General features: G+C 69.3%; 21 protein-coding genes and 1 pseudogene. 7 read left to right on the top strand and 15 right to left on the bottom strand.

All coding sequences use genetic code 11. The annotated features are described in order from the left end of the window. Window positions 1-114: 114 nt before the first annotated feature. The 3 genes from ABFX45_RS26710 to ABFX45_RS26700 all read left to right on the top strand — a co-directional run bounded on the left by ABFX45_RS26710 (window position 115) and on the right by ABFX45_RS26700 (window position 2,830). Window positions 115-741, top strand: coding sequence for a DUF4360 domain-containing protein (locus tag ABFX45_RS26710; protein ID WP_109637872.1), 627 nt, complete (start codon window positions 115-117; stop codon window positions 739-741). A gap of 72 nt (window positions 742-813) precedes the next feature. Further along, a complete protein-coding gene (locus ABFX45_RS26705; protein WP_109637871.1) occupies window positions 814-1,443 on the top strand; it encodes a DUF4360 domain-containing protein in 630 nt (209 codons plus the stop codon). Between the two features lie 130 nt (window positions 1,444-1,573). Next, complete coding sequence (locus tag ABFX45_RS26700; protein ID WP_109637870.1) at window positions 1,574-2,830, top strand: sensor histidine kinase; 1,257 nt, start codon at window positions 1,574-1,576, stop codon at window positions 2,828-2,830. A gap of 172 nt (window positions 2,831-3,002) precedes the next feature. On the opposite strand, the gene ABFX45_RS26695 is transcribed toward ABFX45_RS26700, so the two are convergent. After that, complete coding sequence (locus ABFX45_RS26695; RefSeq protein WP_346132675.1) at window positions 3,003-4,103, bottom strand: glycoside hydrolase family 113 protein; 1,101 nt, start codon at window positions 4,101-4,103, stop codon at window positions 3,003-3,005. Between the two features lie 38 nt (window positions 4,104-4,141). Between ABFX45_RS26695 and ABFX45_RS26690 the strand changes: the two genes are divergently transcribed. Next, window positions 4,142-4,765 (top strand): TetR/AcrR family transcriptional regulator, encoded by a 624-nt coding sequence (locus ABFX45_RS26690; protein WP_109637868.1) that lies wholly within the window; start codon window positions 4,142-4,144, stop codon window positions 4,763-4,765. Here ABFX45_RS26690 and ABFX45_RS26685 read toward each other — a convergent pair. Together ABFX45_RS26685 and ABFX45_RS26680 are read right to left on the bottom strand one after the other, a co-directional pair. Further along, window positions 4,752-6,350: a serine/threonine-protein kinase gene (locus ABFX45_RS26685; protein ID WP_346132673.1), complete on the bottom strand. Its 1,599-nt coding sequence runs from the start codon at window positions 6,348-6,350 to the stop codon at window positions 4,752-4,754. The two genes, ABFX45_RS26690 and ABFX45_RS26685, sit on opposite strands and share 14 nt — an antisense overlap. Next, window positions 6,347-6,970 carry a hypothetical protein gene (locus tag ABFX45_RS26680; RefSeq protein ID WP_346132671.1) on the bottom strand — a complete coding sequence of 208 codons (624 nt, stop codon included), beginning with the start codon at window positions 6,968-6,970 and terminating at the stop codon, window positions 6,347-6,349. Before ABFX45_RS26680 ends, ABFX45_RS26685 begins: the two co-directional genes overlap by 4 nt. A 217-nt stretch (window positions 6,971-7,187) precedes the next feature. Here ABFX45_RS26680 and ABFX45_RS26675 point away from each other — a divergent pair, with 217 nt between their 5' ends. Further along, window positions 7,188-8,069, top strand: a complete 882-nt coding sequence (locus tag ABFX45_RS26675; protein ID WP_233439623.1) for a hypothetical protein — start codon at window positions 7,188-7,190, stop codon at window positions 8,067-8,069. A 4-nt stretch (window positions 8,070-8,073) separates the two neighbouring features. Here the strand turns inward: ABFX45_RS26675 and ABFX45_RS26670 are convergent, their stop codons facing one another. The 8 genes and pseudogenes from ABFX45_RS26670 to ABFX45_RS26635 all read right to left on the bottom strand — a co-directional run bounded on the left by ABFX45_RS26670 (window position 8,074) and on the right by ABFX45_RS26635 (window position 12,697). Next, complete coding sequence (locus ABFX45_RS26670) at window positions 8,074-8,325, bottom strand: hypothetical protein (protein ID WP_346132755.1); 252 nt, start codon at window positions 8,323-8,325, stop codon at window positions 8,074-8,076. An 82-nt stretch (window positions 8,326-8,407) separates the two neighbouring features. After that, a pseudogene (locus ABFX45_RS26665) lies at window positions 8,408-8,533 on the bottom strand (NUDIX domain-containing protein); the annotation flags it as partial. Between the two features lie 92 nt (window positions 8,534-8,625). After that, window positions 8,626-8,970, bottom strand: coding sequence for an RNA polymerase-binding protein RbpA (locus ABFX45_RS26660; protein WP_030470277.1), 345 nt, complete (start codon window positions 8,968-8,970; stop codon window positions 8,626-8,628). 66 nt (window positions 8,971-9,036) lie between these two features. Further along, window positions 9,037-9,279 (bottom strand): preprotein translocase subunit SecG, encoded by a 243-nt coding sequence (secG, locus tag ABFX45_RS26655; RefSeq protein ID WP_109637865.1) that lies wholly within the window; start codon window positions 9,277-9,279, stop codon window positions 9,037-9,039. 94 nt (window positions 9,280-9,373) lie between these two features. After that, complete coding sequence (gene tpiA / locus ABFX45_RS26650; RefSeq protein WP_112231629.1) at window positions 9,374-10,162, bottom strand: triose-phosphate isomerase; 789 nt, start codon at window positions 10,160-10,162, stop codon at window positions 9,374-9,376. 1 nt (window position 10,163) lies between these two features. Next, window positions 10,164-11,357: a phosphoglycerate kinase gene (locus tag ABFX45_RS26645; protein WP_109637863.1), complete on the bottom strand. Its 1,194-nt coding sequence runs from the start codon at window positions 11,355-11,357 to the stop codon at window positions 10,164-10,166. A gap of 11 nt (window positions 11,358-11,368) precedes the next feature. After that, window positions 11,369-12,373 (bottom strand): type I glyceraldehyde-3-phosphate dehydrogenase, encoded by a 1,005-nt coding sequence (gene gap, locus ABFX45_RS26640; protein WP_346132669.1) that lies wholly within the window; start codon window positions 12,371-12,373, stop codon window positions 11,369-11,371. Window positions 12,374-12,487: 114 nt separating this feature from the next. After that, window positions 12,488-12,697 (bottom strand): hypothetical protein, encoded by a 210-nt coding sequence (locus ABFX45_RS26635; RefSeq protein WP_346132668.1) that lies wholly within the window; start codon window positions 12,695-12,697, stop codon window positions 12,488-12,490. Window positions 12,698-12,955: 258 nt separating this feature from the next. Here ABFX45_RS26635 and ABFX45_RS26630 point away from each other — a divergent pair, with 258 nt between their 5' ends. Beyond that, window positions 12,956-15,145, top strand: a complete 2,190-nt coding sequence (locus tag ABFX45_RS26630) for an ATP-binding protein (protein WP_346132667.1) — start codon at window positions 12,956-12,958, stop codon at window positions 15,143-15,145. A 97-nt stretch (window positions 15,146-15,242) separates the two neighbouring features. After that, window positions 15,243-17,303 (top strand): acyltransferase family protein, encoded by a 2,061-nt coding sequence (locus ABFX45_RS26625; RefSeq protein ID WP_346132751.1) that lies wholly within the window; start codon window positions 15,243-15,245, stop codon window positions 17,301-17,303. Between the two features lie 41 nt (window positions 17,304-17,344). On the opposite strand, the gene whiA is transcribed toward ABFX45_RS26625, so the two are convergent. From whiA to uvrC, 4 genes are all read right to left on the bottom strand, one after another. Next, on the bottom strand, window positions 17,345-18,331 hold the full coding sequence (gene whiA / locus ABFX45_RS26620; RefSeq protein WP_109637858.1) for a DNA-binding protein WhiA: 987 nt from the start codon (window positions 18,329-18,331) through the stop codon (window positions 17,345-17,347). Further along, entirely contained in the window at window positions 18,322-19,290 is a 969-nt protein-coding gene (locus ABFX45_RS26615) for a gluconeogenesis factor YvcK family protein (protein WP_346132749.1), read from the bottom strand. Before ABFX45_RS26615 ends, whiA begins: the two co-directional genes overlap by 10 nt. A gap of 5 nt (window positions 19,291-19,295) precedes the next feature. Further along, complete coding sequence (gene rapZ, locus ABFX45_RS26610; RefSeq protein ID WP_428834193.1) at window positions 19,296-20,153, bottom strand: RNase adapter RapZ; 858 nt, start codon at window positions 20,151-20,153, stop codon at window positions 19,296-19,298. Window positions 20,154-21,075: 922 nt separating this feature from the next. Then, window positions 21,076-23,136, bottom strand: a complete 2,061-nt coding sequence (gene uvrC, locus ABFX45_RS26605; RefSeq protein ID WP_346132664.1) for an excinuclease ABC subunit UvrC — start codon at window positions 23,134-23,136, stop codon at window positions 21,076-21,078. Window positions 23,137-23,152 lie beyond the last annotated feature (16 nt).

Genomic DNA, 23,152 nt, shown 5'->3' with positions numbered 1-23,152 from the left:
CATCAGGATGACATGGGCCATTTGGATCACACCATTGGTTGAGGGTCTGCGCTAACCTTCGCGGCACCGCTGCCGCTCCACGCTGAGAAAGAGGCACCAGGAAAGGCCAACTTCATGCGTAAAGCGACGGCAGCAGCCGCCCTGGCCGTGCTGTTCACATTGTCGTCCACACCCGCGCACGCCGATGTGATTCCTTCGGACCGGGTGACGATCGACGTGCTGACGGTGAACGGTTCCGGGTGCAAGCAGGGCACTGCGGAAGTGATCGTCTCATCGGACAACACGTCGTTCTGGGTGATCTACAACGACTACCTCGCCCAGGCGGGCAAGGGCGCCGGTGCGACCGACTTCCGCAAGAACTGCCAGCTGAACTTGCAGATCAACGTCCCGCAGGGCTTCACCTACGGCATTGCGCAAGCGACCTACGCGGGTTACGCGAACCTCGCGCGCGGCGCGATCGGCCACCAGGGCGTGAACTACTACTTCCAGGGCTCGTCGGCGAACAACTTCAAGAAGCACACGTTCACCGGACCGTTCGACGACAACTGGTCGATCACTCACCGGACCGAGTTCGCGGACATCGTCTACGCACCGTGCGGCGAGAAGCGGAATCTCAACGTCAACAGCGCCCTGCGCGTCGACAAGGGTTCAGCGGATGCCAATACAAACAGTTTCATGACGATGGACTACACGCGCGGAGAAGTGCGCACCCTCTTCCACTTCTCGTGGAAGCGCTGCTGATTTTTCGATAAGGCCGCCGCCACCCTCAGCACCGCCGCCACACCCTGCGAGATGCGTCGGAAAGGTCCCCTCATGCTCAACGCGGTTGCCGCTGCCCTGCTGGCCTCATCGATCATCATCCCGCCCGGCGCGCCGAACGACACGCCGCCGCCCGACCACATCACGATCGACATCGTCACGATCAACGGCTCCGGCTGTCCCGCGGGCACGGCGGCCGTCGCGGTGTCCGAGGACAACAAGGCCTTCACGGTCACCTACAGCGAATACCTGGCCCAGGTCGGTGTGGGTGCCAAGCCCACCGACCTGCGCAAGAACTGCCAGCTCAACCTGCGGGTCAACGTGCCGCAGGGCTTCACCTACGGCATCGCTCAAGCCGACTACAGAGGCTTCGCTCATCTGGAGCGGGGTGCTCACGCCATCGAGAAGGCCAACTACTACTTCCAGGGCATGTCGCAGACGGAGTCCATCTCCCACCGGTACAACGGCCCCCACAGCGACGACTGGCAGGCCACGGACACCACCGAGGTGGCCGCGATCGTCTACTCCCCGTGCGGCGAGAAGCGGAACTTCAACATCAACACCGAGCTCAGGGTCTACGCCGGCACGTCCGACACGGCCACGACGACGAGCTTCATGACGATGGACTCGACCGACGGCAACCTGGAGACGACCTACCACTTCGCCTGGAAGACCTGCCCGTAGACCACTCCCCGGCTACCGCACACGCCCCGATGCGTGTGCGGTAGCACATATGTGAGCCGCGCGCCGTACCAATCCGCGCCTTAGGGTGTCTTACCCCGTGACGGGGCAGGTCGGGGTGAAGGGGCAGCCAATGCCAACCGCGGCATACGCGCAGTACGGTGAGGACCGAACGCCTGACAGGGGAGGCCGGATCCTGACCACCACGCTGCTTCCGGCACGCCGCACAGCGGACACCGAGGTCGGCTCACGCAGGTCGCTGTTCGGCGACTACCGCATGGTCCTGCTCGACGTGGGGCTCGTGCTGATCGCGCTGCTCGACGCGTGGCTGCGGCTGCGGTGGGTGAAGGCCGACCCGGTGGGCCTGCCCGAGGTGCCGTTCCACTCCGAGTGGCTGTCGTGGATCTCCGCGATCGTGCTGGTGGGCAGGCGCCGCTTCCCGTTCCTCGTCGCCCTGCTGACGATTCCCGGCTTCTTCACCGGCTTCGCGCAGCTCGCGTCGATGATCGCGCTGTACACCGTGGCGCGCCGCTACATCAACTCGTGGCAGACGATCGTGGCCGGCGTGCTGGTGTGGCTGAGCAGGTTCATGGCGTGGCCGCCGTCGGAGTTCATCGAGCGGCCCCCGTACGGGCACTTCGCCTCGGCGATCTCCGGTTTCCTGGTGGCGGGCCTTCCGATTGCACTCGCCCTCATGGCGCACGCACGCCAGGAGCTGTCGAACCGCATAGTGGAGCTGGCCGAGTCGCGCGAGAGAGAACGTGTGCTGCACGCACACGCCATCCGAGCCGACGAACGGGCAAAGCTCGCCCGCGAGATGCACGACGTCGTGTCCCACCAGGTCAGCCTCATCGCCATGCAGGCGGGCGCGCTGCGGATGGCGGTGGCCGACGCCGAGCACAAGCAGGTCGCGGGCACCATCCGCACGTTGTCGACCCGCACCCTCGACGAGCTCCGCCAGCTCGTGTCCGTGCTGCGCACCACCGACGACAGCCAACCGGGCCTCGACGAGCTGCCCGAACTGGCCGCCGACGCGGGCTTCGAGGTGTCCATCCAGGTCAAGGGGCCGGTCGAGGACCTCGCCGCACCGGTGTCCGGCGCGGTCTACCGGACGGTGCAGGAGGCCCTGACCAACATCCGCAAGCACGCCACCGGGGCGAGCGCGACGGTGCTCATCGACGCGGACGACACCGCGGGCGACGTCCTGGTCGAGGTGCGCAACACGCCGCCGTCCGGTGACGAGGGTTCGTCACTGCCCAGCGGCGGCCACGGCCTCGTGGGGCTGCGCGAACGGGCAGCGTTGCTGGGTGGACAGTTCTCCGCTGGACCGACCGAGGACGGCGGCTTCCTGGTGACGGCGTCGTTCCCGAAGCAGCGAACCGCCTCCTAGTGGCGCGGCCCGGACCGTTGGCGAGGTGATCCACGCTCAGCGGGGCACCTCGCGGCACCGACCTCGCGGCACCGACCCCGCGCCCCCGCACAACCAGTACGAGGACGCGGGGCGGCACCACGATGCACCCGTCTGACCGCGAATTCCCCCGGCAACCTTCCGGGCCACACCACTAGCGGTTGTGCCGCCGGAAGGCGTGGAACGACTGCTTGGGCTCCAGCCGGTACGGCGAGTTGTCGTCGTCGAACCGCTCACGGATGGGCTTGAACAGCCCGTACGAGGCCATGTCGTAGTCGCGGTCGCGGCACGTCGCGTGGTGCGGCGAGTCCGGTGAGATGACCGAGTACAGGTGCGCGCCCATGACTTGCTCGTTGCCGAACACGCGCAGCATGCGGGCGATGTGTTCGGCCTGCTCGCGTTCGTTGCGCTCGTAGCCCGGCTTGATCACCGGCGGCTCTGCCTCGTAGTCGACGATGTCCCAGCCCATGCCGCCGGCCTCGGCCGCGCCGGTGAAGGTGCAGCAGCCGAACTCCAGGACCATGATCGGCTTGTTCCAGCGCCGGTACTTGCCGAGGTCCGGCGTGTACTCGGCATCGGTCTTGAAGTACGTGTAGTAGTCGAGGCCGACGATGTCGAACAGCGACCAGTCGTTCCACATCGCGTCGGCACCCGCGGCGGCGCCGTAGGTGATCCGGCCTCCGAACTCGCGGCGGGCGACCTCCACGGCACGCGCCATGAACTCGCGGAACCGGCGGACGATCGCCTGCCACTCCGACTGCGGGATCCCGGGCATGTTCTCGATCCGCTCCAGGAACGTGTCGCCGGGGACGATGCCGGGCGTGAACAGGAAGTGCTCGCAGCCGGTGACGAACGTGATGTTGTCGCCCGTGCGCTTGCGTTCGGCGGTGCGGGCGGCCTCAGCCATGTGGTTGAGGATCTCGTCCTGTGAGTGGTCGTAGAGGCGCGGCTGGACGAACACCTCCATGCCGTGGCGCAGTGCCACGTCCGTCGTCTCGGCGAGGCGGCCGAGGTCGGTGCCGAACGCCGTGATGGACGGGCAGCGCAGGTCGCCGGCGATCATCCCGCTCTCACGTTCCAGCTGCCTGCGGCTCCACCGGACGCGGCTGAGCGGATCCCCTGGTGCGTGCAGCACGCCCGTGTCGTAGCAAACGCCGCCGCGCAGCTTCGGTGCCGCCGAAGCCCTTCCCCCGCTGACACCCGCGAGGACCGCTGCGCCCGCGAGCGATTTCAAGAACACCTTTCGGCTGATCATCGTTCCCCCTGACTAGTTGCTCAACTAGGCTACTGTTCATGCAACCAGAAAATCGGTCGGGCGACCAGGAGAAGCGCAGCTTCATCGAGGAAGCCCGGCGGGGGCAGATCGTGGCAGCGACGATCGAAACCATCACCGAGATCGGCTACGCGAAGGCCTCGTTCGTGCAGATCGCGCGTCGGGCGGGCATCAGCCCCGGGCTCATCACGTACCACTTCGCCAGGCGCGAGGAGCTGATGAAGCAGGTCATGCTGACCGTGCACAACTCGATGGACCAGGAGCTGACCGCACGCACCGAGGGCTCCGAGAGCTACTGCGCGGCGTTGCGCGGCCTGATCGAGGGCTTCGTGCACTACTGCGCCGAGCACCCCGCCGAGCTGATCGCGATCAGCCAGATCGCAGCCGCCGCACGTGACGCCGAGGCCGCGCGGACGTGGGCCGAGGAGCAGAACGCCACCGCGCTGGCCGAGCTGGAGGACATGTTCCGCGAGGGTCAGGAGGCCGGCGAGTTCCGGGACTTCGCGCCGCGCGTGATGGCGGTGTCGGTGATGGCCGCGATGGAGGCGACCCCGGCCGAGCTGATGGCCAGGCCGGGTACCGACGTCACCGCCTACGCGAAGGAGCTCGCTGACATCTTCGAGCTGGCGGTCAGGCGCGCTTAGAGGCGAGCGAGGCGCTGAGGGCCGCCGCCGCTCCGAGCACACCGCACGTGAGCGCGATCGGCAGCGTCGGCTCGTTCGTCCGCAGCACGGACACCAGCAGCCACACGGCAACGCCGAGCCCGAACCCGAGCGGCACCGACGCGATCACCGCGGCCACCCCGGTCTGCCGGCGCCGCAACGCCCGCAGGTTCGACTCCAGGTACGCCAGCGTGAAGAGCAGCAGCAGAGCCGATCCGGTCCCCATGATGCTGAGCCACGGCGTCCGGTCGGAGACGAGCAGGAACTCCCGCCCGTCCGCGGCCGCCGTCACCCCGCCGCCGACGATCCACCGGGCGGCGCCGGGCAGCTCGAACCCGCCCGGTCCGCGTTGCACGTTCGCCAGTTCGATCCCGGCGAGGGTGACCACGAGCTGGTTTCCGGATTCCTGCACGGGATTCGCGAGGTTCGTGGTGACCTTGACGAGTTCCCGTCCGGACACCAGGAACGGCACGGCCACCAGCGCCAGCAAAGCGACCGCGGCCACGAGCCACAGCGCCCACGGCGTGGACGGCGGCTTGATCACCGACGAGGCCGGCACCAGCGTGCTGCTGCCGCTGAGCCGCGCGGCGGGAACCGGATCCACCAGCGTGGCGCGGATCGGCTGCTGCGACAGCGAAAGCGTGTCGCGCTCGACGGGCCGCAACGACGGACGAGTGGACGACGCCGACACCTGAGGCGCGAGGTGCACGGGAATTCCCAGCCGGGTCAACCAGTCCGGGCCGAACAACGTGCCGGCCGCGCCCGCCAGGTCGATCGCGAACGTCTCGGCGTTGCGGTACCGCGCGCCCGGATCCCGCGCGATGCTGCGCATCACCACGCCCGCAAGGGGTTCCGGCACGTTCCGCAACGGCCGCGGGTCCTGGTAGACCCGCTTCTGGATCATCGCGAGCGGGCCGCCACCGCGCTCGAACGGCAGATCGCCGGACAACAGCTCGTACAGCACGGTGCCGGTCGCGTAGACGTCGGCGGCAGGCGTGAGCGCGTTGCCCATCGCCTGTTCCGGCGCGATGTAGGCGGGCGTGCCGAGCACAGCGCCGCCGTGCGTCACGAGCGTCGCACCCTCCGACACCACCTGCGAGATGCCGAAGTCCGCCACCTTCACCACCCCGGTCGAGGTGAAGAGCAGGTTCTTCGGCTTGACGTCGAGGTGCAGCACACCGGCCTCGTGCGCCGCGTGCAGCCCGGACAGCGTCGCCAGCACGATCCCGCACGACTGCTGCGCGGTCAGCCCGTCTTGCGAGAAGCGCGACCAGACCGTGCCGCCGTCGAGCCGTTCCATCACCAGCAGGTGCTCGCCCTGCTGCCGCACGTAGTCGTAGACCGGGACGATGTGCGGGTGGTCGAGCCGGGCCAGCAACCGCGCCTCGTGCTCGAAGCGCTCGCTCATCCGCGGGTCCTCGGCCACCGCGTGCGGCAGCCGCTTGATCGCCACCGGACGTCCGAGCTGCCGGTGCACGCCGCCGTAGACGACGCCCATCCCGCCCTCGCCGATCTGCTCTCCGACTGCGTACTGCGGCAGCGCGGCGACCACACTGGACAAAGTCACCGTTGAATCCTCACGGTATCCATTTCGGACGGTTGCTGCTCACCCGGATGCGGTGTCACATAGCCAAGAAGCAACGCGGCAGCCGCGGCGCCCACGATGAACGGGATCTCGGCCGACGGCGACGGCGCCACCAGTCGCAGCACCGACAACGAGATCACGGCGATCAGACCGGTCCCGATCCCGGCCGGCAGGAACCGCATGGCCCTCTGCCAGCGGTTCGCGGGCAGCCGCCGGCGAGCCCGCGCGATCAGCGCACCGGCCCACGACAACGCGGTCAGCACCAGCACCCCCAGCCCGAACGCCCCGTACACCGACCACAGCGACCCGCGGATGTCCCCGGTCGTCCGCACCGACGCGATCGACTCGCGTTGCACGTCGATCACCTCGACCGTGACCGGAAGGAGACCGATCGCCTGCGAGCCGAGGTCCGTCGGCTCCAGCGGGAACGAGCGGGTCTCCTCCGACTTCGGCGGGACGTCGAAGGGAACCGTTGTGTCGTAGGAGAAGAAGGTCAACGCCAGCGCCGTGCCGCTGATACGCACGGTCTTGACGCGCTGCACGGTGTTCGTGTTGTTGCGGACCGTGACGGAAACCTTCGCGGTCTCCGAGGGGTCCAGCACCAGGGTCCCTGCTCCAACCGGCCTACCGTCCACATCGGCCTCGAGCTGAACGGACCCGTCCTGTGCGGAGGCCGTTGACGGCAGCAGCATAATTCCGCACCACAGCAGTAAACCTGCACCGGCCAAGCGACGTCTCACTAGCGCACCTTAGGTTCTGATCCGGGGAGAGGGAATGCGGTCTTTAGGCTTACTCGTGGCTATAGCTGCTGGTGTTACGGTGCTGAGCACCACATCGGCAGCGGCCCAGCAGCCACCGGCGCTCTCGGCCAGCCCGAACGCCGGTGCCCCCGGAACGGCCTTCAAGGTCGCGTGGACCGGGGTCTACTTCGACCCGGACTGCACGACGTACGCCGTGAACGTCCTCTGGGACGGCAAGACGGTAGTGGGTAGCGGCCAGGGAACGGGTCGCGGAACGGGTTCCGGTTCGGCAACGGTTCCGGCGACCGCCACCGCCGGTCAGCACCGGGTCGAAATCCAGACGGTCTGCCAGTCGACGCGTCCGGCGGGCACGACGTTCACCGTCCGCATCCCGACGACCACCACGACGACCCCACCGCCGACCACACAGCCGCCCGTCACCAATCCCCCGGTGACCCAGCCGCCGGTCACCAACCCGCCCGTCACCACGCGCCCGCCGCGTCCGACGACGACCACCACGACGCCTCCGGTCACCACCACCACGACGACGGAGAGCACGCCCCCGTCGTCCTCGGAACCGCCGTCTTCGAGCGAGCCGTCCAACCCCGGTGACGGCGTCCTGGTGCTCGACAAGGAGAACATCCAGCCGGGCGACGCACTGACCGCGACCGGCACCGGCTGCCCCAAGGGCGCGAACGTGACGCTGAAGTCGCTGGGCCAGAACGTCGGCAAGGCCACCGCCGACGAGAACGGCGAGTTCACGGCGCCGGTGAAGTTCGCGAGCATCGAACCCGGCCGGCACAAGGTGCGGGCGGAGTGCGGCATCGTGCTCGTCGGGAACGTCGACGTGACGCTGTCCAGCTCGTCCGGCGGCACGACCAGCACGCTCGTGGTGCTGCTGTTCTTCCTGCTGGTGGGTGCGGCGATGCTGCGCCGTCAGTTCACGGGGCTGCGCCGGTAGCGCCTCAGTGCTGGACCAGGCCGCCGACCGGGACGGACGTGACGTGACCGGTCGGCGGGAGGCTGCGAGCCAGTGCGAGACCGACGTCGACCAGTGACGACCGACGGAGGTGGGGGACGTCGGCGATCGGCGTCCACACCGGCTCGCCGGTCGCGCCGCTCGGTTCGGACCGCAGTTCGCCGCCCGTGATCCGGAGCCGGTAGAAGACGCCGACGTTCTGGTGCGGGACCGAGCCGGGCACACTCCGTTCGGCCACGGGAATCACCCTGGAGTCGACACCCCAGCAGACGCTCGACCACGGCGCCGCAGCCGGTCTCCTCGGCGAACTCGCGCACCACCGCGTCGAACGGGTCCTCCCCGTGCTCGACGCCGCCGCCGGGCAGCGTCCACGCGGACCCGCAGCGGACGAGCAACACCCGTTCCCGCTCGACGCACACCGCGTACGCGGCCAACCTGAAACTCATTCCGGTCCCCTCACCCCGGACACGCGAAAGGCCCCCTCTCCGCAGTCGAGGGGGGCCTTTCGCATTGAGCTGTTCGAACTACCGAGCCAGGTCTACGGCTCTTCACGCTGACGGCGCAGCTTGGCGAGAGCCTCTTCGAGGATCGCCTCACCGTCCGCGTCGGAGCGCCGCTCCTTCACGTACGCAAGGTGCGTCTTGTACGGCTCGTTGCGCGGAGGCGCGGGTGGCGTCTGCTCGTCCCGCCCAGCGGGCAGGCCGCAACGCGGGCAGTCCCAGTTCTCCGGTACTTCCGCGTCGACAGCGAAAGAAGGCCGGGACTCGTGACCGTTCGCGCACCAGTACGACACCCGACGGCGGGGCGCGGACTCGCCGCGCTCCGACTCGCCCATCGGGCCTGCGCCGACGCGGGTACCGCGAATCGCGTTACCACCGGACATCGACCGTTACACCCCCACCAAGTGGTTACCCCAAGCCCCTGAGGGCTTCTGCCGCTGAACGGTTGATCAGGCTGCCGGAGGCAGCTTGATCAGCAGCCCGATACCCACGATGGCGATGACCCAGATCGCGCCGACGAACAACGTCAGGCGGTCGAGGTTCTTCTCGACAACGGAGGAACCGGACAGACTCGACTGCATACCGCCGCCGAACAGCGAAGAAAGGCCGCCACCACGGCCGCGGTGCAAGAGCACGAGCAGCACCAGCAGCACGCTGGAGACGATCAACAGGATCTGCAGGAACAGGATCATTTCTTCCTCGCTGTCAGGCAGCCGACGCCATAGAGTACCTGTTCGACTGCCGAACGTGTGCAACCAGTGGGGTTAGAGACTTAACCAGATCAACTTAGGGTAGAGGGCCGCCGGCAGCCAGAGCGCACAGCTTGGTGAATTCGTCCGCCTGAAGGCTCGCGCCGCCGACAAGGGCGCCGTCGATGTCCTTCTGCTGAATGAGCTCACCGATGTTCGACGACTTCACCGAACCGCCGTAGAGCACGCGAACAACGGCCGCGGTCTCCTCGCCGTACTTCTCCGCCACGAACGAGCGGACCAGCGAGCACACCTCCTGCGCGTCGGCCGACGACGCCGTGCGGCCCGTGCCGATCGCCCAGACCGGCTCGTAGGCGAACACGATCTTGGCGACCTGCTCCGCCGTGAAGCCCTTCAGGCCGTCCTCCAGCTGCTGGCGCACCAGCTCCAGGTGGCCCTTGGCCTCACGGACGTCGAGCTTCTCGCCGAAGCAGAAGATCGGGGTGACCTCGACCTTCAGCGCCGCCTTGATCTTGGCGTTGACCAGCGCGTCCGTCTCGCCGTGGTACTCGCGGCGCTCGGAGTGCCCGACGACCACGTAGTGGCAGCCGAGCTTCGCGAGCATCAGGCCGGACACCTCACCGGTGTAGGCACCGGAGTCGTGCTGCGAGATGTCCTGCGCGCCGTACTTGATCAGCAGCTTGTCGCCGTCGACCAGGGTCTGGATGCTGCGGATGTCGACGAACGGCGGGAGAACGGCCACCTCGACCTTGGCGAAGTACTTCTCCGGCAGGGAGAAGGCGATCTTCTGCACGAGGCCGATCGCTTCGAGGTGGTTGAGGTTCATCTTCCAGTTGCCCGCGATGAGCGGGGTACGCGCTGCCATCTCACGCCTCCAGAACGCTGATGCCGGGCAGTTCCTTGCCCTCAAGGAACTCCAGAGAGGCGCCACCGCCCGTGGAGATGTGCGAGAACCCGTCCTCGGGCAGACCCAGCGCGCGAACAGCCGCAGCCGAGTCGCCACCGCCGACGACGGTGAACGCGTCCGACTTGACCAGAGCCTCCGCGACGGCACGGGTGCCGCCGGCGTAGGTCTCGATCTCGAAGACGCCCATCGGGCCGTTCCAGAACACGGTCCTGGCGTCGGCGAGCTTCGACGCGAACAGCTCGCGCGACTTCGGGCCGATGTCGAGGCCCATCTTGTCCGCGGGGATCGCGTCGGTGCCGACGACGTCGTGCTCCGTGTTGCCGAACTCGGCGGTGACCAGTACGTCGACCGGCAGCACGAGCTCGACGCCGCGCTTGTCGGCCTCGGTGATGAAGCCCTTGACCTGGTCGAGCTGGTCTTCCTGCAGCAGCGACGTACCGACCTCGTGGCCCTGGGCCTTGAGGAACGTGTACGCCATGCCGCCGCCGATGAGCAGCCGGTCGACCTTGGTCAGCAGGTTCGCGATGACGCCGAGCTTGTCGGACACCTTCGCGCCGCCGAGCACCACGACGTACGGGCGCTCCAGGTCGTCGGTGAGCTTGCGCAGCACGCCCAGCTCGGCGTCGACGAGACCGCCGACGTACGCGGGCAGCTTCTTCGCCACGTCGTAGACCGAGGCCTGCTTGCGGTGCACGACACCGAAGCCGTCGGACACGAAGGCGTCCGCGAACGACGCCAGCTCGTCGGCCAGCGCCTCGCGCTCCGCGTCGTCCTTCGAGGTCTCGCGGGCGTCGAAGCGGACGTTCTCCAGCATCACGACGCCACCGTCGGTCAGCGCGCCGACCACGGACGTGGCGGACGGGCCGACGAGGTCACCGGCGAGCGCGACCTCGGCGCCGAGCAGCTCACCGAGGCGAGCGGCGGCCGGGGCCAGGGAGAACTTGGGGTCCGGCTCGCCCTTGGGGCGGCCGAGGTGAGCGGTGACGATCACGCGGGCGCCCGCGTCGGCGAGGGCCTTGATCGTCGGCACCGACGCGCGCACGCGGCCGTCGTCGGTGATCTTGTCGCCATCCAGGGGGACGTTCAGGTCGGCGCGCACCAGGACGCGCCGACCTGCGACACCCTCGGCGAGCAGATCGCTGAGGTTCTTCACCGGTTACTTCCTCAGATCTTGGAAGCGACGAGCTTGACCAGGTCCGCGAGGCGGTTGGAGTAGCCCCACTCGTTGTCGTACCAGCCGACGACCTTGACCTGGTTGCCGATGACCTTGGTCAGCGGCGCGTCGTAGATGCACGAGTGCGGGTCGGTGACGATGTCGGCCGACACGATCGGGTCGGTCGAGTACTTGAGGATGCCGGCCAGCGGGCCCTCGGCGGCGGCCTTGTACGCGGCGTTGACCTCGTCGAGGGTGACCTCGCGCTTGAGGGTGACCGTCAGGTCGGTGGCCGAGCCGGTGGGGACCGGGACGCGCAGCGCGTAGCCGTCGAGCTTGCCCTTGAGCTCCGGCAGCACCAGGCCGATGGCCTTGGCGGCACCCGTGGAGGTCGGGACGATGTTCAGCGCGGCGGCGCGGGCACGGCGGAGGTCGCTGTGCGGCGCGTCCTGCAGGTTCTGGTCCTGCGTGTACGCGTGGATCGTGGTCATGAGGCCCTGCTCGACGCCGAAGCTGTCGTTGAGGACCTTGGCCAGCGGCGCGAGGCAGTTGGTGGTGCAGGACGCGTTCGAGATGACGGTCTGCGAGCCGTCGTACTGGTCCTCGTTCGCGCCGATGACGACGGTGAGGTCCTCGCCCTTGGCCGGCGCGGAGATGATGACCTTCTTGGCGCCACCCTCGTCGACGTGCTTGCGGGCCTTGGTCGCGTCGGTGAAGAAACCGGTCGACTCGACGACGACGTCGACGCCGAGGTCCTTCCACGGCAGGGCGCCGGGGTCGCGCTCGGCGAGGGCCTTGATGACCTTGCCGTCGACGGAGATGCCCTCGTCGGTGACCTGCACGTCCGCGTCCAGGCGACCCAGGATGCTGTCGTACTTGAGCAGGTGCGCCATGGTGTTGACGTCACCGAGGTCGTTGAACGCGACGATCTCGATGTCGTGGCCGCTGGCCTTCACGGCGCGCCAGAAGTTGCGGCCGATGCGACCGAAACCGTTGACACCTACGCGAACCGTCACGACGGACTCCTTGTGTTCGACTGGCAGGAACAAGCCCACCCTATCTGCCGAACTGCGCCGCTGGTCACAGGGATAGTGAGTATCTCTTGATCGAGCCAGAAAAAGTGGGGCTGATTAGGCCGTTCGGCGGCGCAGGGCGCGGAGCATCCAGAGGTACGCGCTCAGCTCCTCCGCAGCCTCCGCGGCGGTGCGGCACGCCTCGGGACCGTGCTCCTTCGCGTCCCTGCCGACGACGGCGGCGATCCGCGCGAGCCACTCGTCCACCACCTCCCGGTCCTGCGGAGGCACGAGCGGGATGTCGCCCTGTCCGGTGTGCGCTGTCATGGAACATGATCCTGTCCACGCATCGAAGGGACCGGCAATACCGAAAAAGCAGGTGTTACGGACCGTTACACGCCGGTACGGTCGGTTCCCATGACGGCCATTGCCGCCTGTGTGACGTGTCGAAACCCGCTCAACGAGGCGACTTCCGGTCGCCGGTACTGCTCCAACGCGTGTCGTCAGCGCGCGTATCGCGAACGCTCTTCCGCGCGCGAAGACTCACCGCGCGACTCGGGTCTCCCGTCACCTCTGGACACCTTCGTGGGCCGGCGCGAGAGGCTGGCGGCGCTGGCGCGGCTCGGCGCGGAGCAGCGGCTGGTGTCGCTGGTCGGCCCGGCGGGGGCGGGCAAGACCAGGCTGGCGGTCCAGCACGTCACCAGACGCGCTGAACAGGTGTGGTGGACGGCGCTGGCGGCCGCACCGGACGTCGTTCAGGCGGTCTACCAGGCCGTCGGCGCCCATCCGCTGCCGCACCGCTCGGCTCGCGACGCCGTGATCGCCGAGATCGACCAGCACCGGCGTCCTCTGCTCGTCCTCGACAACTGCGAGCACTTGCTGGCCGACGTCGCCGGCGTGGTCTCCGAGCTCCTCGCCCGCTGCCCGCGCCTGCGGGTGCTGGTGACCTCGCGCGAGCCGCTCCGGCTCGCCGGTGAGCAGGTCTTCGCGGTCGGCGAGCTGGAGCTGCCGCCCGCCGGGTCGGACGTCGCCGAGGCGCTGCGTCACGACGCCGTCCAGCTCTTCCGCGATCGTGCCGTCTCGGTGGACCGCTCGTTCGAGGTGGACTCGTCCAACGTGGCGGACGTCGTCGCCGTCTGCCGCTCGCTCGACGGCATGCCGCTGGCCATCGAACTGGCCGCGCGCCGCATCACCGTCCTCTCCCCCGCCGACGTGCTGGCGAGGCTCGGCGACCGGCTGGCGCTGCTGACCGCCGGGCCGCGCGCGTCCGACGACCGCCACCGCACGTTGCGCGCCGCGATCAGCTGGAGCTACGACCTGCTGTCCGACGCGGAGAAGACCGCCTGCCGGCAGCTGGCGGTGCTCGGTGCGCCGTTCGACCTGGGTGTGGCGAGCGCCGTCTGCGACGTCCCGGACGCGCTGGAACTGCTGACCGGCCTCGAGCAGAAGTCCCTGCTGGTGGCGGAACGCGCCGCCGGCCGCACCACGTTCCGGCAGCTGGAGTCGATCCGCCTCTACTGCCGCGAACGCGCGCAGGAGTGCGGCGAGACCGACGTGGTGGCCGACCGGGCGGTGGACTGGGTCTGCTCGGTCGTGGAGCCCGAGATCTCGTCGTTCTTCCCGGCGCCGGCCGTGGTGCTGCGCCTCGACCGCGACATCGGCCTGATCGAGCTGGCGGTGGCCCGCACCGCCGAGGCCGGTGACTGGACCCGGCACGCGCTCGCGATCGTCGCCACGGCCTGGACGTCGACGCCCCACCGGCCCCGCGGCGCCCCGACCGAACTGCTGCACCGCGCGCTGTCCCAGGACCTGCCGCCTGCCTACCGCAGCGTGCTGACCGTGCTCGCCGCCATGCACCACCGCGTGCGCGGCGGCTGGCACGTGACGCGCCGCTTCGCCCAGGAGTCGCTCGCCGTCGAACGGACCGGCACGAGCCGTCCCGGCACGCTGGCCCGCGCGCTGGAGGTGCTGGCGTCGGCCGAGGCGCACACGGGCGATCCCGAGCTGGCCCGGCGGCTCTACGACGAGTCCGCCGAGCTGCTCCGTTCCTCGGACGACAAGCTCGCCCGCGGCCTGCTGCTGAACTCCTACGGCTGGACGTTGCTGCAGCACGGCGAGGCGGAGCTGGCGGCGCCGCTGGTCCGCGAGTCGCTGACCCTGATCCGGCTGCTGGGCCTGCCGCACATGCTCAACCCGGTGCTGCACACCGCGGGCGCGATCGCGTTGGCGCGCAAGAGCTTTCCCGAGGCGGTGGCGTTGTTCCGGGAGGGCCTGGAGGTGGGCGCGGAGCATCCGATGGACCAGTACTACGACCTCGAGGGCCTGGCGCTGGGACTGGTCGGCGCCGGTTACGACGACGAGCGCGCGTTGTCCCTGCTGACCGCCGCTTCCGCGGTCCGCACCCGGTACGACTTCCGGGCCGAGCCCTACTGGCAGGCGTTGCTGGACGAGGCCCGCTCGGTGTGCCGGGCCCGGATCACGGCCGGGCGGCTGCGCGCCGCCGAGTCGACGGGCGAGCGGATGTCGTTGGCACAGGCCGTTTCCCACGCCCTGACCGCCCGTCCGGTCACCGGGGACGACGAGGGGATGGTCTCCGCGCGAGAGCTGCACGTCGCGACGCTGGTCGCCGAGGGACTGACGAACCGGCAGATCGGGCAGCGGCTGGGGATCTCACCCCACACCGTTGCCCGGCACGTGACACATGCCCGGACCAAGCTGGGGCTGCGGTCGCGGGCTCAGCTGGCGGTGTGGGCGTCGTACGATCACAATCCGTAGATCAAATCGACGCTTGCCACTCCTTCGGGTTAGCATCCGCGCCCCGAAGCGGACATGTTCCGCAGATCTCCCTCACCAGGAGTTACCTGTGGCGACCATGTCCGAAGAGCGTCCCCTGACGGCGCTCGCCCCACGCCCTCAGCACGCGCTGAGAGGTGACATCCAGGGTCTGCGCGCTCTTGCCGTCGGCGTGGTGCTGCTCTACCACCTGAGGCCGTCGTGGCTGCCGGGCGGCTTCGTCGGCGTCGACGTCTTCTTCGTCATCTCGGGTTTCTTGATCATCGGCACGCTCGCCAACGAGGTGCGTCGCACCGGCTCGGTGCGCCTGCGCGACTTCTACGCGCGCCGCATCCGCCGCCTGCTGCCCGCCGCCACCGCGACGCTGCTCGCGGTCGTCGCCGCCACGGTGCTGCTCCTTCCGGAGTCGCAGTGGCCCACGATCATGCGGGAGGTCGTCGGTTCCGCGCTCAACGCCCAGAACTGGCTGCTCGCGGTGCTGTCCAACGACTACGGGCACGCCACCATCGGCGCCTCGCCGGTCCAGCACTACTGGTCGCTCGCGGTCGAGGAACAGTTCTACCTCGTCGTTCCCCTGCTGCTGATCGCGGCCGCCACACTCGCCCGCCGGTTCAACGGTCGCGCGGTGCCGTGCGCCGTGGCCGCCATCGCGGTCGTGACCGTTGCCTCGTTCGTGTTCTCCGTGGTCTACACCCGCGTCGACCACGGCGCCGCGTACTTCGTGACGCCGACCCGCATGTGGGAGCTCGGCATCGGTGGCCTGGCCGCGATGGTGCTGCACCGCGTGTCGCTCGGCCGCGCGGCCCGCGAGGTGCTCGGCTGGCTGGGTTTCGCGGCCGTGCTGCTCAGCACCGTCCTCTACACCACGGAGATGCAGTTCCCCGGCTGGGTGGCTGCGGTGCCGGTACTCGGCACGGCGGCGATGCTCGTCGGCACGGACACACTGCTCGGACGTCTGCTGAGCATCCGGCCGGTCCGCTACGCCGGTGACATCTCCTACAGCCTGTACCTGTGGCACTGGCCGGTCATCGTGGTGATGCTCGAACTGAGCGAGAACGAGCGGCTGTCCACGAAGGAGATGCTCGCCGCCGCGGTGCTGAGCTTCGCACTCGCCGCGCTGTCCAAGCGGTTCATCGAGGATCCGTTCCGCCGCAACAGGTTCGGCCGACACCGCGGCACCTACACCTTCGGTGCCGTGCTCGTGATCGTCTCCGTGGTCGCAGCTTCGGTTCCCTGGTACACGGCCGCCGGCAAGCTGAACCGGCTGGCGAACAACACGACGCTGGACGCCGACCACCCCGGCGCCATGGCGTTCGACCCCCGCAGGCCGCTACCGGCTCCAGCCGGTGTGCCGTTGGTACCTGACCCGGCCGTGGCGAACGAGGACGGTCCCTACGGCAGCCATCGGAAAGCCGAATGCCACGTCTTCCTGCTGACGCTCCCGGAGGACGCCTGTTCGTGGGGTGAGCCCTCGGCGCAGAAGACGGTCGTGCTGCTCGGCGACTCGCACGCGGCGCAGTACAGCACCCCGCTGATCGACTTCGCCGAGGGTCCCGGCCGCGGACGGTGGAAGGTCAGGACCATGACCCGCAACGGCTGCCCGTTCACGTCGGTGCCGCCGTCCGAAGGGGTCTGGCCGATCAAGGTCTGCTCGGAGCAGAACCTTGCCGTGGCCGAGCGGTTGAAGGCGCTCAAGCCTGACCTCGTCGTGGTGTCGGGCATGAGCCGCGAGTCCTACGCGAGCGACCTCAAGTGGACCTGGAACTCCCGCGAAGACATGGTTCGCGGCTACCGGGAAATGCTGCGCGTGCTCGACGCCGCGAACATCGCGATCGCGGTGATCAAGGACCTTCCCAGGCCGGACGGGCGGGTCTCGCGGTGCCTCGAACGCAACTCCGGCAACGCGGCCGCCTGCGGAACCCCGCGAGCCGAGGCGTTCGCCGGTGAAAGCGACCCGCTGGTTGAGGCGGCGGCCGGCTTCCCCCGCACCAAGATCGTCGACCTGACGCCGTGGTACTGCCGCGAGGACGTCTGCCCAGCCGTCATCGGCAACGTCGTGGTGTACCGCAACAACCACATCACGAACACGTACTCGCGAACGCTCGCCACTCCGCTGCTCACCCAGCTGCGGATGATCTGAGATCAGTGCCCCGCCACTGCTCGGGGCACTGATCGTCGTCGTCAGACCTCGGCTTCGAGCATCTCCGCCGTGACCGCCGACTCCGTGTCCGGCAGCCCGAGGTCCTTGGCGCGCTTGTCCGCCATGGCCAGCAGCCGCCGGATCCGGCCGGCCACCGCGTCCTTGGTCATCTGCGGGTCGGACAGCTGGCCCAGCTCCTCCAGCGACGCCTGGCGGTGCGCGAGACGCAGCTGCCCGGCGGCGGCCAGGTGATCAGGAGCCTCCGGGCCGAGGATCTCCAGCGCCCGCGCCACCCTCGCCGCCGCCGCGACCGCGGCACGGGCCGAGCGGCGCAGGTTCGCGTCGTCGAAGTTGGCGAGCCGGTTGGCCGTCGCACGGACCTCACGCCGCATCCGGCGCTCTTCCCACGCGAGCACGCTGTCGTGCGCGCCGAGCTTGGTCAGCATGGCGCCGATGGCGTCGCCGTCCCTTATCACCACGCGCTCGGCCCCGCGGACCTCGCGGGACTTCGACGAGATGCCCATCCGGCGCGCCGCGCCGACGAGCGCCAGCGCCGCCTCCGGACCGGGGCAGGTGATCTCCAGCGACGAGCTGCGGCCGGGTTCGGTCAGCGAGCCGTGCGCGAGGAACGCACCGCGCCAGGCGGCCTCCGCGTCGCACACGCCACCCGACACGACCGGCGCGGGCAGACCGCGGACCGGGCGCCCGCGCGGGTCCAGCAGACCCGTCTGGCGGGCGAGCCCCTCGCCGTCCTTGACCACGCGCACGACGTAGCGCGTGCCCTTGCGCAGCCCGTTGGACTGGATGGTGAAGACCTCGGCGTGGTGACCGTAGAGCGCCTGGATCTCCTTGAGCAGCCTGCGCGCGGCCGAGCCGAGGTCGAGCTCCGCCTCGACGACCACGCGGCCGGACACGATGTGCAGGCCGCCGGCGAACCTGAGCAGGGAGGACACCTCCGCGCGGCGGCAACAGGTCTTGGATACCGCGAGCCTGCTCAGCTCGTCCTTGACCGCCGACGTCATCGCCACGGGCTTGTCCCTCCCATTCCGGTCTCATCGACCACCTGCCTCAGGCAACCGGCCAGTGCCTCCGGATCATGTCGCTCGACGGCGTCCGGTGCGGCGATCCTGGCCAGATGCGTCCGCGCGCCCAGTGCCGAGGCGGCTCGCGTCAGCCGGTCCGGGGTGGGGACCGAGTCGACGTCGGCGATCACCGCGTCCACCTTCAGCTCAGGTGCGTGTTCGCAGACTACGTCCAAATGGCGCTCTGGAGAGAAACCGGCAGTTTCCCCCGGTTGGGGGACAAGATTGAGCACCAGCGCCTTCCTGGCACGCGTGCGCACCAGCGCGTCGTGCAGTTCCGGCACGAGCAGATGCGGCAACACGCTGGTGAACCACGATCCGGGCCCGAGTAGCACGAGATCGGCGTCAAGTACAGCCTGCACCGCTTCCGGACAGCCGACAGGTCGCCCGTTCGGGGCAGTCAACCGGATGCGCCGCACGAGCCCGGGCGTGGTCGCGATGGCGACCTGCCCCCGGATCCGCCGCACGTCGTTCACGTCCTCGTCGAGCCCGGTCACGTCCGCCTCGATGTCGAGGGGTTCGTTGGACATCGGCAGCACCCGCCCCCGGACCCCGAGCAGCTTGGAGGCGTGTTCGAGCACCTTGACGGGATCGCCGAGCTGCTCGAGCAGCCCGGCGAGCACCAGGTTGCCGACCGCGTGCCCGGCAAGCGCACCGGTCCCACCGAACCGGTGCCGGAACAGCGACGTCCACAGCCTGCTCTCGTCGTCCTCCCCCGCAAGCGCCGCCATGGCCTTGCGCAGGTCCCCCGGCGGCAACAGCCCGGAGATCTCCCGCCGCAACCGCCCCGACGACCCCCCGTCGTCCGCGACGGTCACCACGGCCGTCACGTCGACGGTGATCCGCTTGAGCGCCGTCAGCGTCGCGTGCAACCCGTGCCCGCCACCCAGAGCAACAGCCTTCAACTTCGTCACTCGCGTCCCAGATCCCTGTGCACGACCTTGACCGCCATGCCGTCCTCACTCGCGAGCCGAGCCGCGAGCTCCTCCGACAGCGCCACACTGCGGTGCTTGCCACCGGTGCACCCGACGGCGAGCGTCAGGTACCGCTTCCCTTCACGCCGATACCCGGCGCCGATGAGCCTCAGCAGCTCGTGATACCGGTCGAGGAACTCGTCCGCGCCCTCCTGCGACAGCACGTAGTTGCGCACCTCACCGTCCAGCCCCGTCTGCTCGCGCAGCTCCGGGATCCAGAACGGGTTGGGCAGGAACCGCACGTCCATGACGAGGTCCGCGTCCATCGGCAACCCGTACTTGTAGCCGAAGCTGAGCACGGTGACCCGCGTACGGGTCGCGGCCTCGGTGCCGAACGTGTCCTCGATCTTGGCCCGCAGCTGGTGGACACTCAGCGCGCTGGTGTCGAGCACCAGGTCCGCCTCCTGCTTGAGCGGCGTGAGCAGGATCCGCTCGGCCTCGATGCCGTCCTGCAACCGCCCGTCCCCCTGCATGGGATGACCGCGCCGCACCGCCTCGAACCGCCGGATCAGCACGGCGTCAGTCGCCTCGAGGAAGAGCACGCGCGGCTTGTACCCGCGAGCGTCGAGGTCCTTGATGATGGCCGCCAGGTCCTCGGTGAACGCACGGCTGCGCACGTCCATGACGACAGCGACCCTGGTGATGGCCCCACGCGCCTGCGCGCCGAGCTCGACCATGGTGGCGATGAGTTCCGGGGGCAGGTTGTCCACGACGAACCAGCCGAGATCCTCCAGGCACTTGGCCGCTGTGCTGCGGCCCGCACCGGACAGCCCGGTCACCACGGCGACTTCGATGCCGGACTTCTCCGCGTTCACGACTACGACTCCGTTACCTGTTCATGAGCGAACGCTGCGTCCGCTCTCGTTTGGGCAAGTCTTCATGTTGAGGGACGGCCCTTTGCGCTTGGCCACGTCCGCCGGGTCGCACCGCTTACCGGCGCGGCCCGGTGTGAGTCTCCACCGGAACGGCCCTTGCGCGTGGCAGGTTCAGCACTTGAGACGCTACGTGCCATGGGCGCGCCCGCCACTCGGGCGGGTGAACCTTGTCCCGATTCACGCTTGTCGTCGTCTGGTTGATGTCCGGAAAACATGGTCGTCTTCGCCGCGACAGAAGGAAGGGGAGGGAGGGGCGAGCAGCTTGTGCCATGGAGGGTGGCGCAGGAGTGCGTGATCGGTGTGACGAACGAGGTTTGCGCCGCACCGGTGAGTCGGACGTGGTGGGCGGTCGTGGTGGGCGGTCGTCGCGCGACGGACGATCGGGGCACGCCGGCCGGTCACAACACGGCGGTCGATCGGGGCACGGCGGGCAGCCACAGCAAAGCGGGCGGTCAGCGCGCGAGGGTCAGTCAGCGCGCGAGGGCCGAGCGGGGCACAACGGCTGGCCAGCACACGACGGCCAGGCGGAGCACAGCGGCCAGCCACCACACAGCTGCCGGGCGGGGCACAGCGGCCAGCCACCACGCGACGGCCAGGCGGGTTGTGCACGCCGGTCACCCCGTGATCGAGCAGCTCGACCGGGAAACCGGCCCAGCGACGGCGCCCGGCACGGCGCGGCCCAGCCCACCCGTCAGCCGGCACGCCACACCGTGCACCGCACCGTGATGCGCCACCAGCCGTGGCGAGGCCTGCAGAGCCCCCAGGATCGAAGCGACTTCCGGAGGCAGGGTTCGCCGGCCCGCGTCTTCGGTCAACGCGCGGCCGGGAAGCGAAGAGCCGGTCAAGATTTGCCCTCGGCCGCCGGGGCGGTCGCTGGAGCAACCGGGCCGACTGCCGGGGCCACCGGTGCGGCTGCCGGGGCCGCCGGAGCAGCTGCCGGTGCGGTCGCCGGAGCACCCGGAGCAGCTGCCGGGACGCTCGCCGGGGCAACCGGGGCAGCAGCCGAGGTGGTCGCGCCCGCCGCAAGGCTCGCCACCACGGCCTCGGCGGTGCGGCGACCCACGCCTGGGACGTCACTGATTTCGTCCACTGTGGCCTGGCGGAGTTTGCGGACCGAGCCGAAGTGCTTGAGCAGCGCGGCTTTGCGGGTTTCGCCGAGGCCCGGGACACCGTCGAGTTCGGACGCGATCATGCGCTTCGAGCGTTTCTGGCGGTGGTAGGCGATGGCGAAGCGGTGGGCCTCGTCGCGGACTCGCTGCAGCAGGTACAGGGCGTCGCTCGTGCGCGGGAGGATCACCGGGTCGGGCTCGCCCGGGACCCAGACCTCTTCGAGGCGCTTGGCGAGGCCCACCACGGCCACGTCCTGGATGCCCAGCTCGGCCAGGACGTCGGCTGCCGCGGCGGCTTGGGGGGCGGCGCCGTCCACCACCAGGAGGTTGGGCGGGTAGGCGAACTTGCGGGGTTTGCCGGTGTCCGGGTCGATGCCCGGGTTGGGGCCGCCGGACGCGGTTTCGCGGAGCATCGCTTGGAAGCGGCGGCGGACGACCTCGGCGATGGAGGCCACGTCGCCTTCTGTGGCGGCCTCGCGGATGGCGAAGCGGCGGTATTCGGATTTGCGGGCCAGGCCGTCTTCGAAGACGACCAGGGAGGCCACGACGTCGGTGCCCTGGACGTGACTGATGTCGACGCACTCGATGCGCAGCGGGGCCGTGTCGAGCGCCAGGGCGTCCTGGAGTTCTTGCAGGGCTACCGAGCGGGCGGTCAGGTCGCCGGCGCGGCGGAGTTTGTGCTGGGCGAAGGCTTCGGCGGCGTTGCGGGCCACGGTTTCCATCAGGGCGCGTTTGTCGCCTCGCTGGGGGACGCGCAGCGCTACGCGGGAGCCGCGTTGTTCGGAGAGCAGGTCTTCCAGGGCCGCGGCGTCGTCGGGCAGGACGGGGACGAGGACCTCGCGCGGGGTGCTTTCCGTGTTGTCGCCGTAGAACTGCATGATGAACTGGTCGACCAGGGCGGCGTCGTCGATCGCCTCCACCTTGTCGAGGACCCAGCCGCGCTGGCCGCGCACCCGGCCGCCGCGGACGTGGAAGACCTGGACCGAGACCTCCAGCTCGTCCTGGGCGAACGCCATCACGTCGGCGTCCGTGCCGTCGCCCAGGACGACCGCCTGCTTTTCCATGGCACGGCGCAACGCGCCGAGGTCGTCGCGCAGTCTCGCCGCGCGTTCGAACTCCAGCTCTTCCGCGGCCAGCGTCATCTCGCGTTCCAGGCGGCGGATCATGTGATCCGTCTTGCCCGCCAGGAAGTCGCAGAAGTCCTCGACGATCGCGCGGTGCTCGTCCGCGGAAACCTTGCCCACACAAGGGGCCGAGCACTTGTCGATGTAGCCGAGCAGGCAGGGGCGCCCGATCTGGTTGTGCCGCTTGAAGACGCCAGCGGAGCAGGTGCGCGCAGGGAAGACGCGCAGCAGCAGGTCCAAGGTCTCGCGGATGGCCCACGCGTGCGCGAACGGGCCGAAGTAGCGCACGCCCTTCTTGCGCGGGCCGCGATACACGTGCAGCCGCGGGTAGTCCTCGAACAGCGTCACGGCGAGGACCGGATACGACTTGTCGTCGCGGTAGCGGACGTTGAACCGCGGGTCGAACTCCTTGATCCAGTTGTATTCGAGCTGCAACGCCTCGACCTCGGTGGTGACGACCGTCCACTCGACGGAGGCGGCGGTCGTCACCATCTGGCGGGTGCGCGGGTGCAGGCCGGCCAGATCCGCGAAGTACGAGTTCAGCCTGCTGCGCAAGCTCTTCGCCTTGCCGACGTACACGACCCGGCCACCGGCGTCGCGGAACTTGTAGACGCCGGGAGCCTCAGGAATCGTGCCCACAGCGGGGCGATACGTCGAGGGATCTGCCACGCCGTCAAGACTAACG

Source organism: Lentzea roselyniae (genome assembly GCF_039537795.1).
GTDB lineage: Bacteria > Actinomycetota > Actinomycetes > Mycobacteriales > Pseudonocardiaceae > Lentzea > Lentzea atacamensis.
The sequence above is the reverse complement of the archived record's forward strand: the minus strand, read 5'-3'. Positions and strand labels throughout refer to the sequence as shown.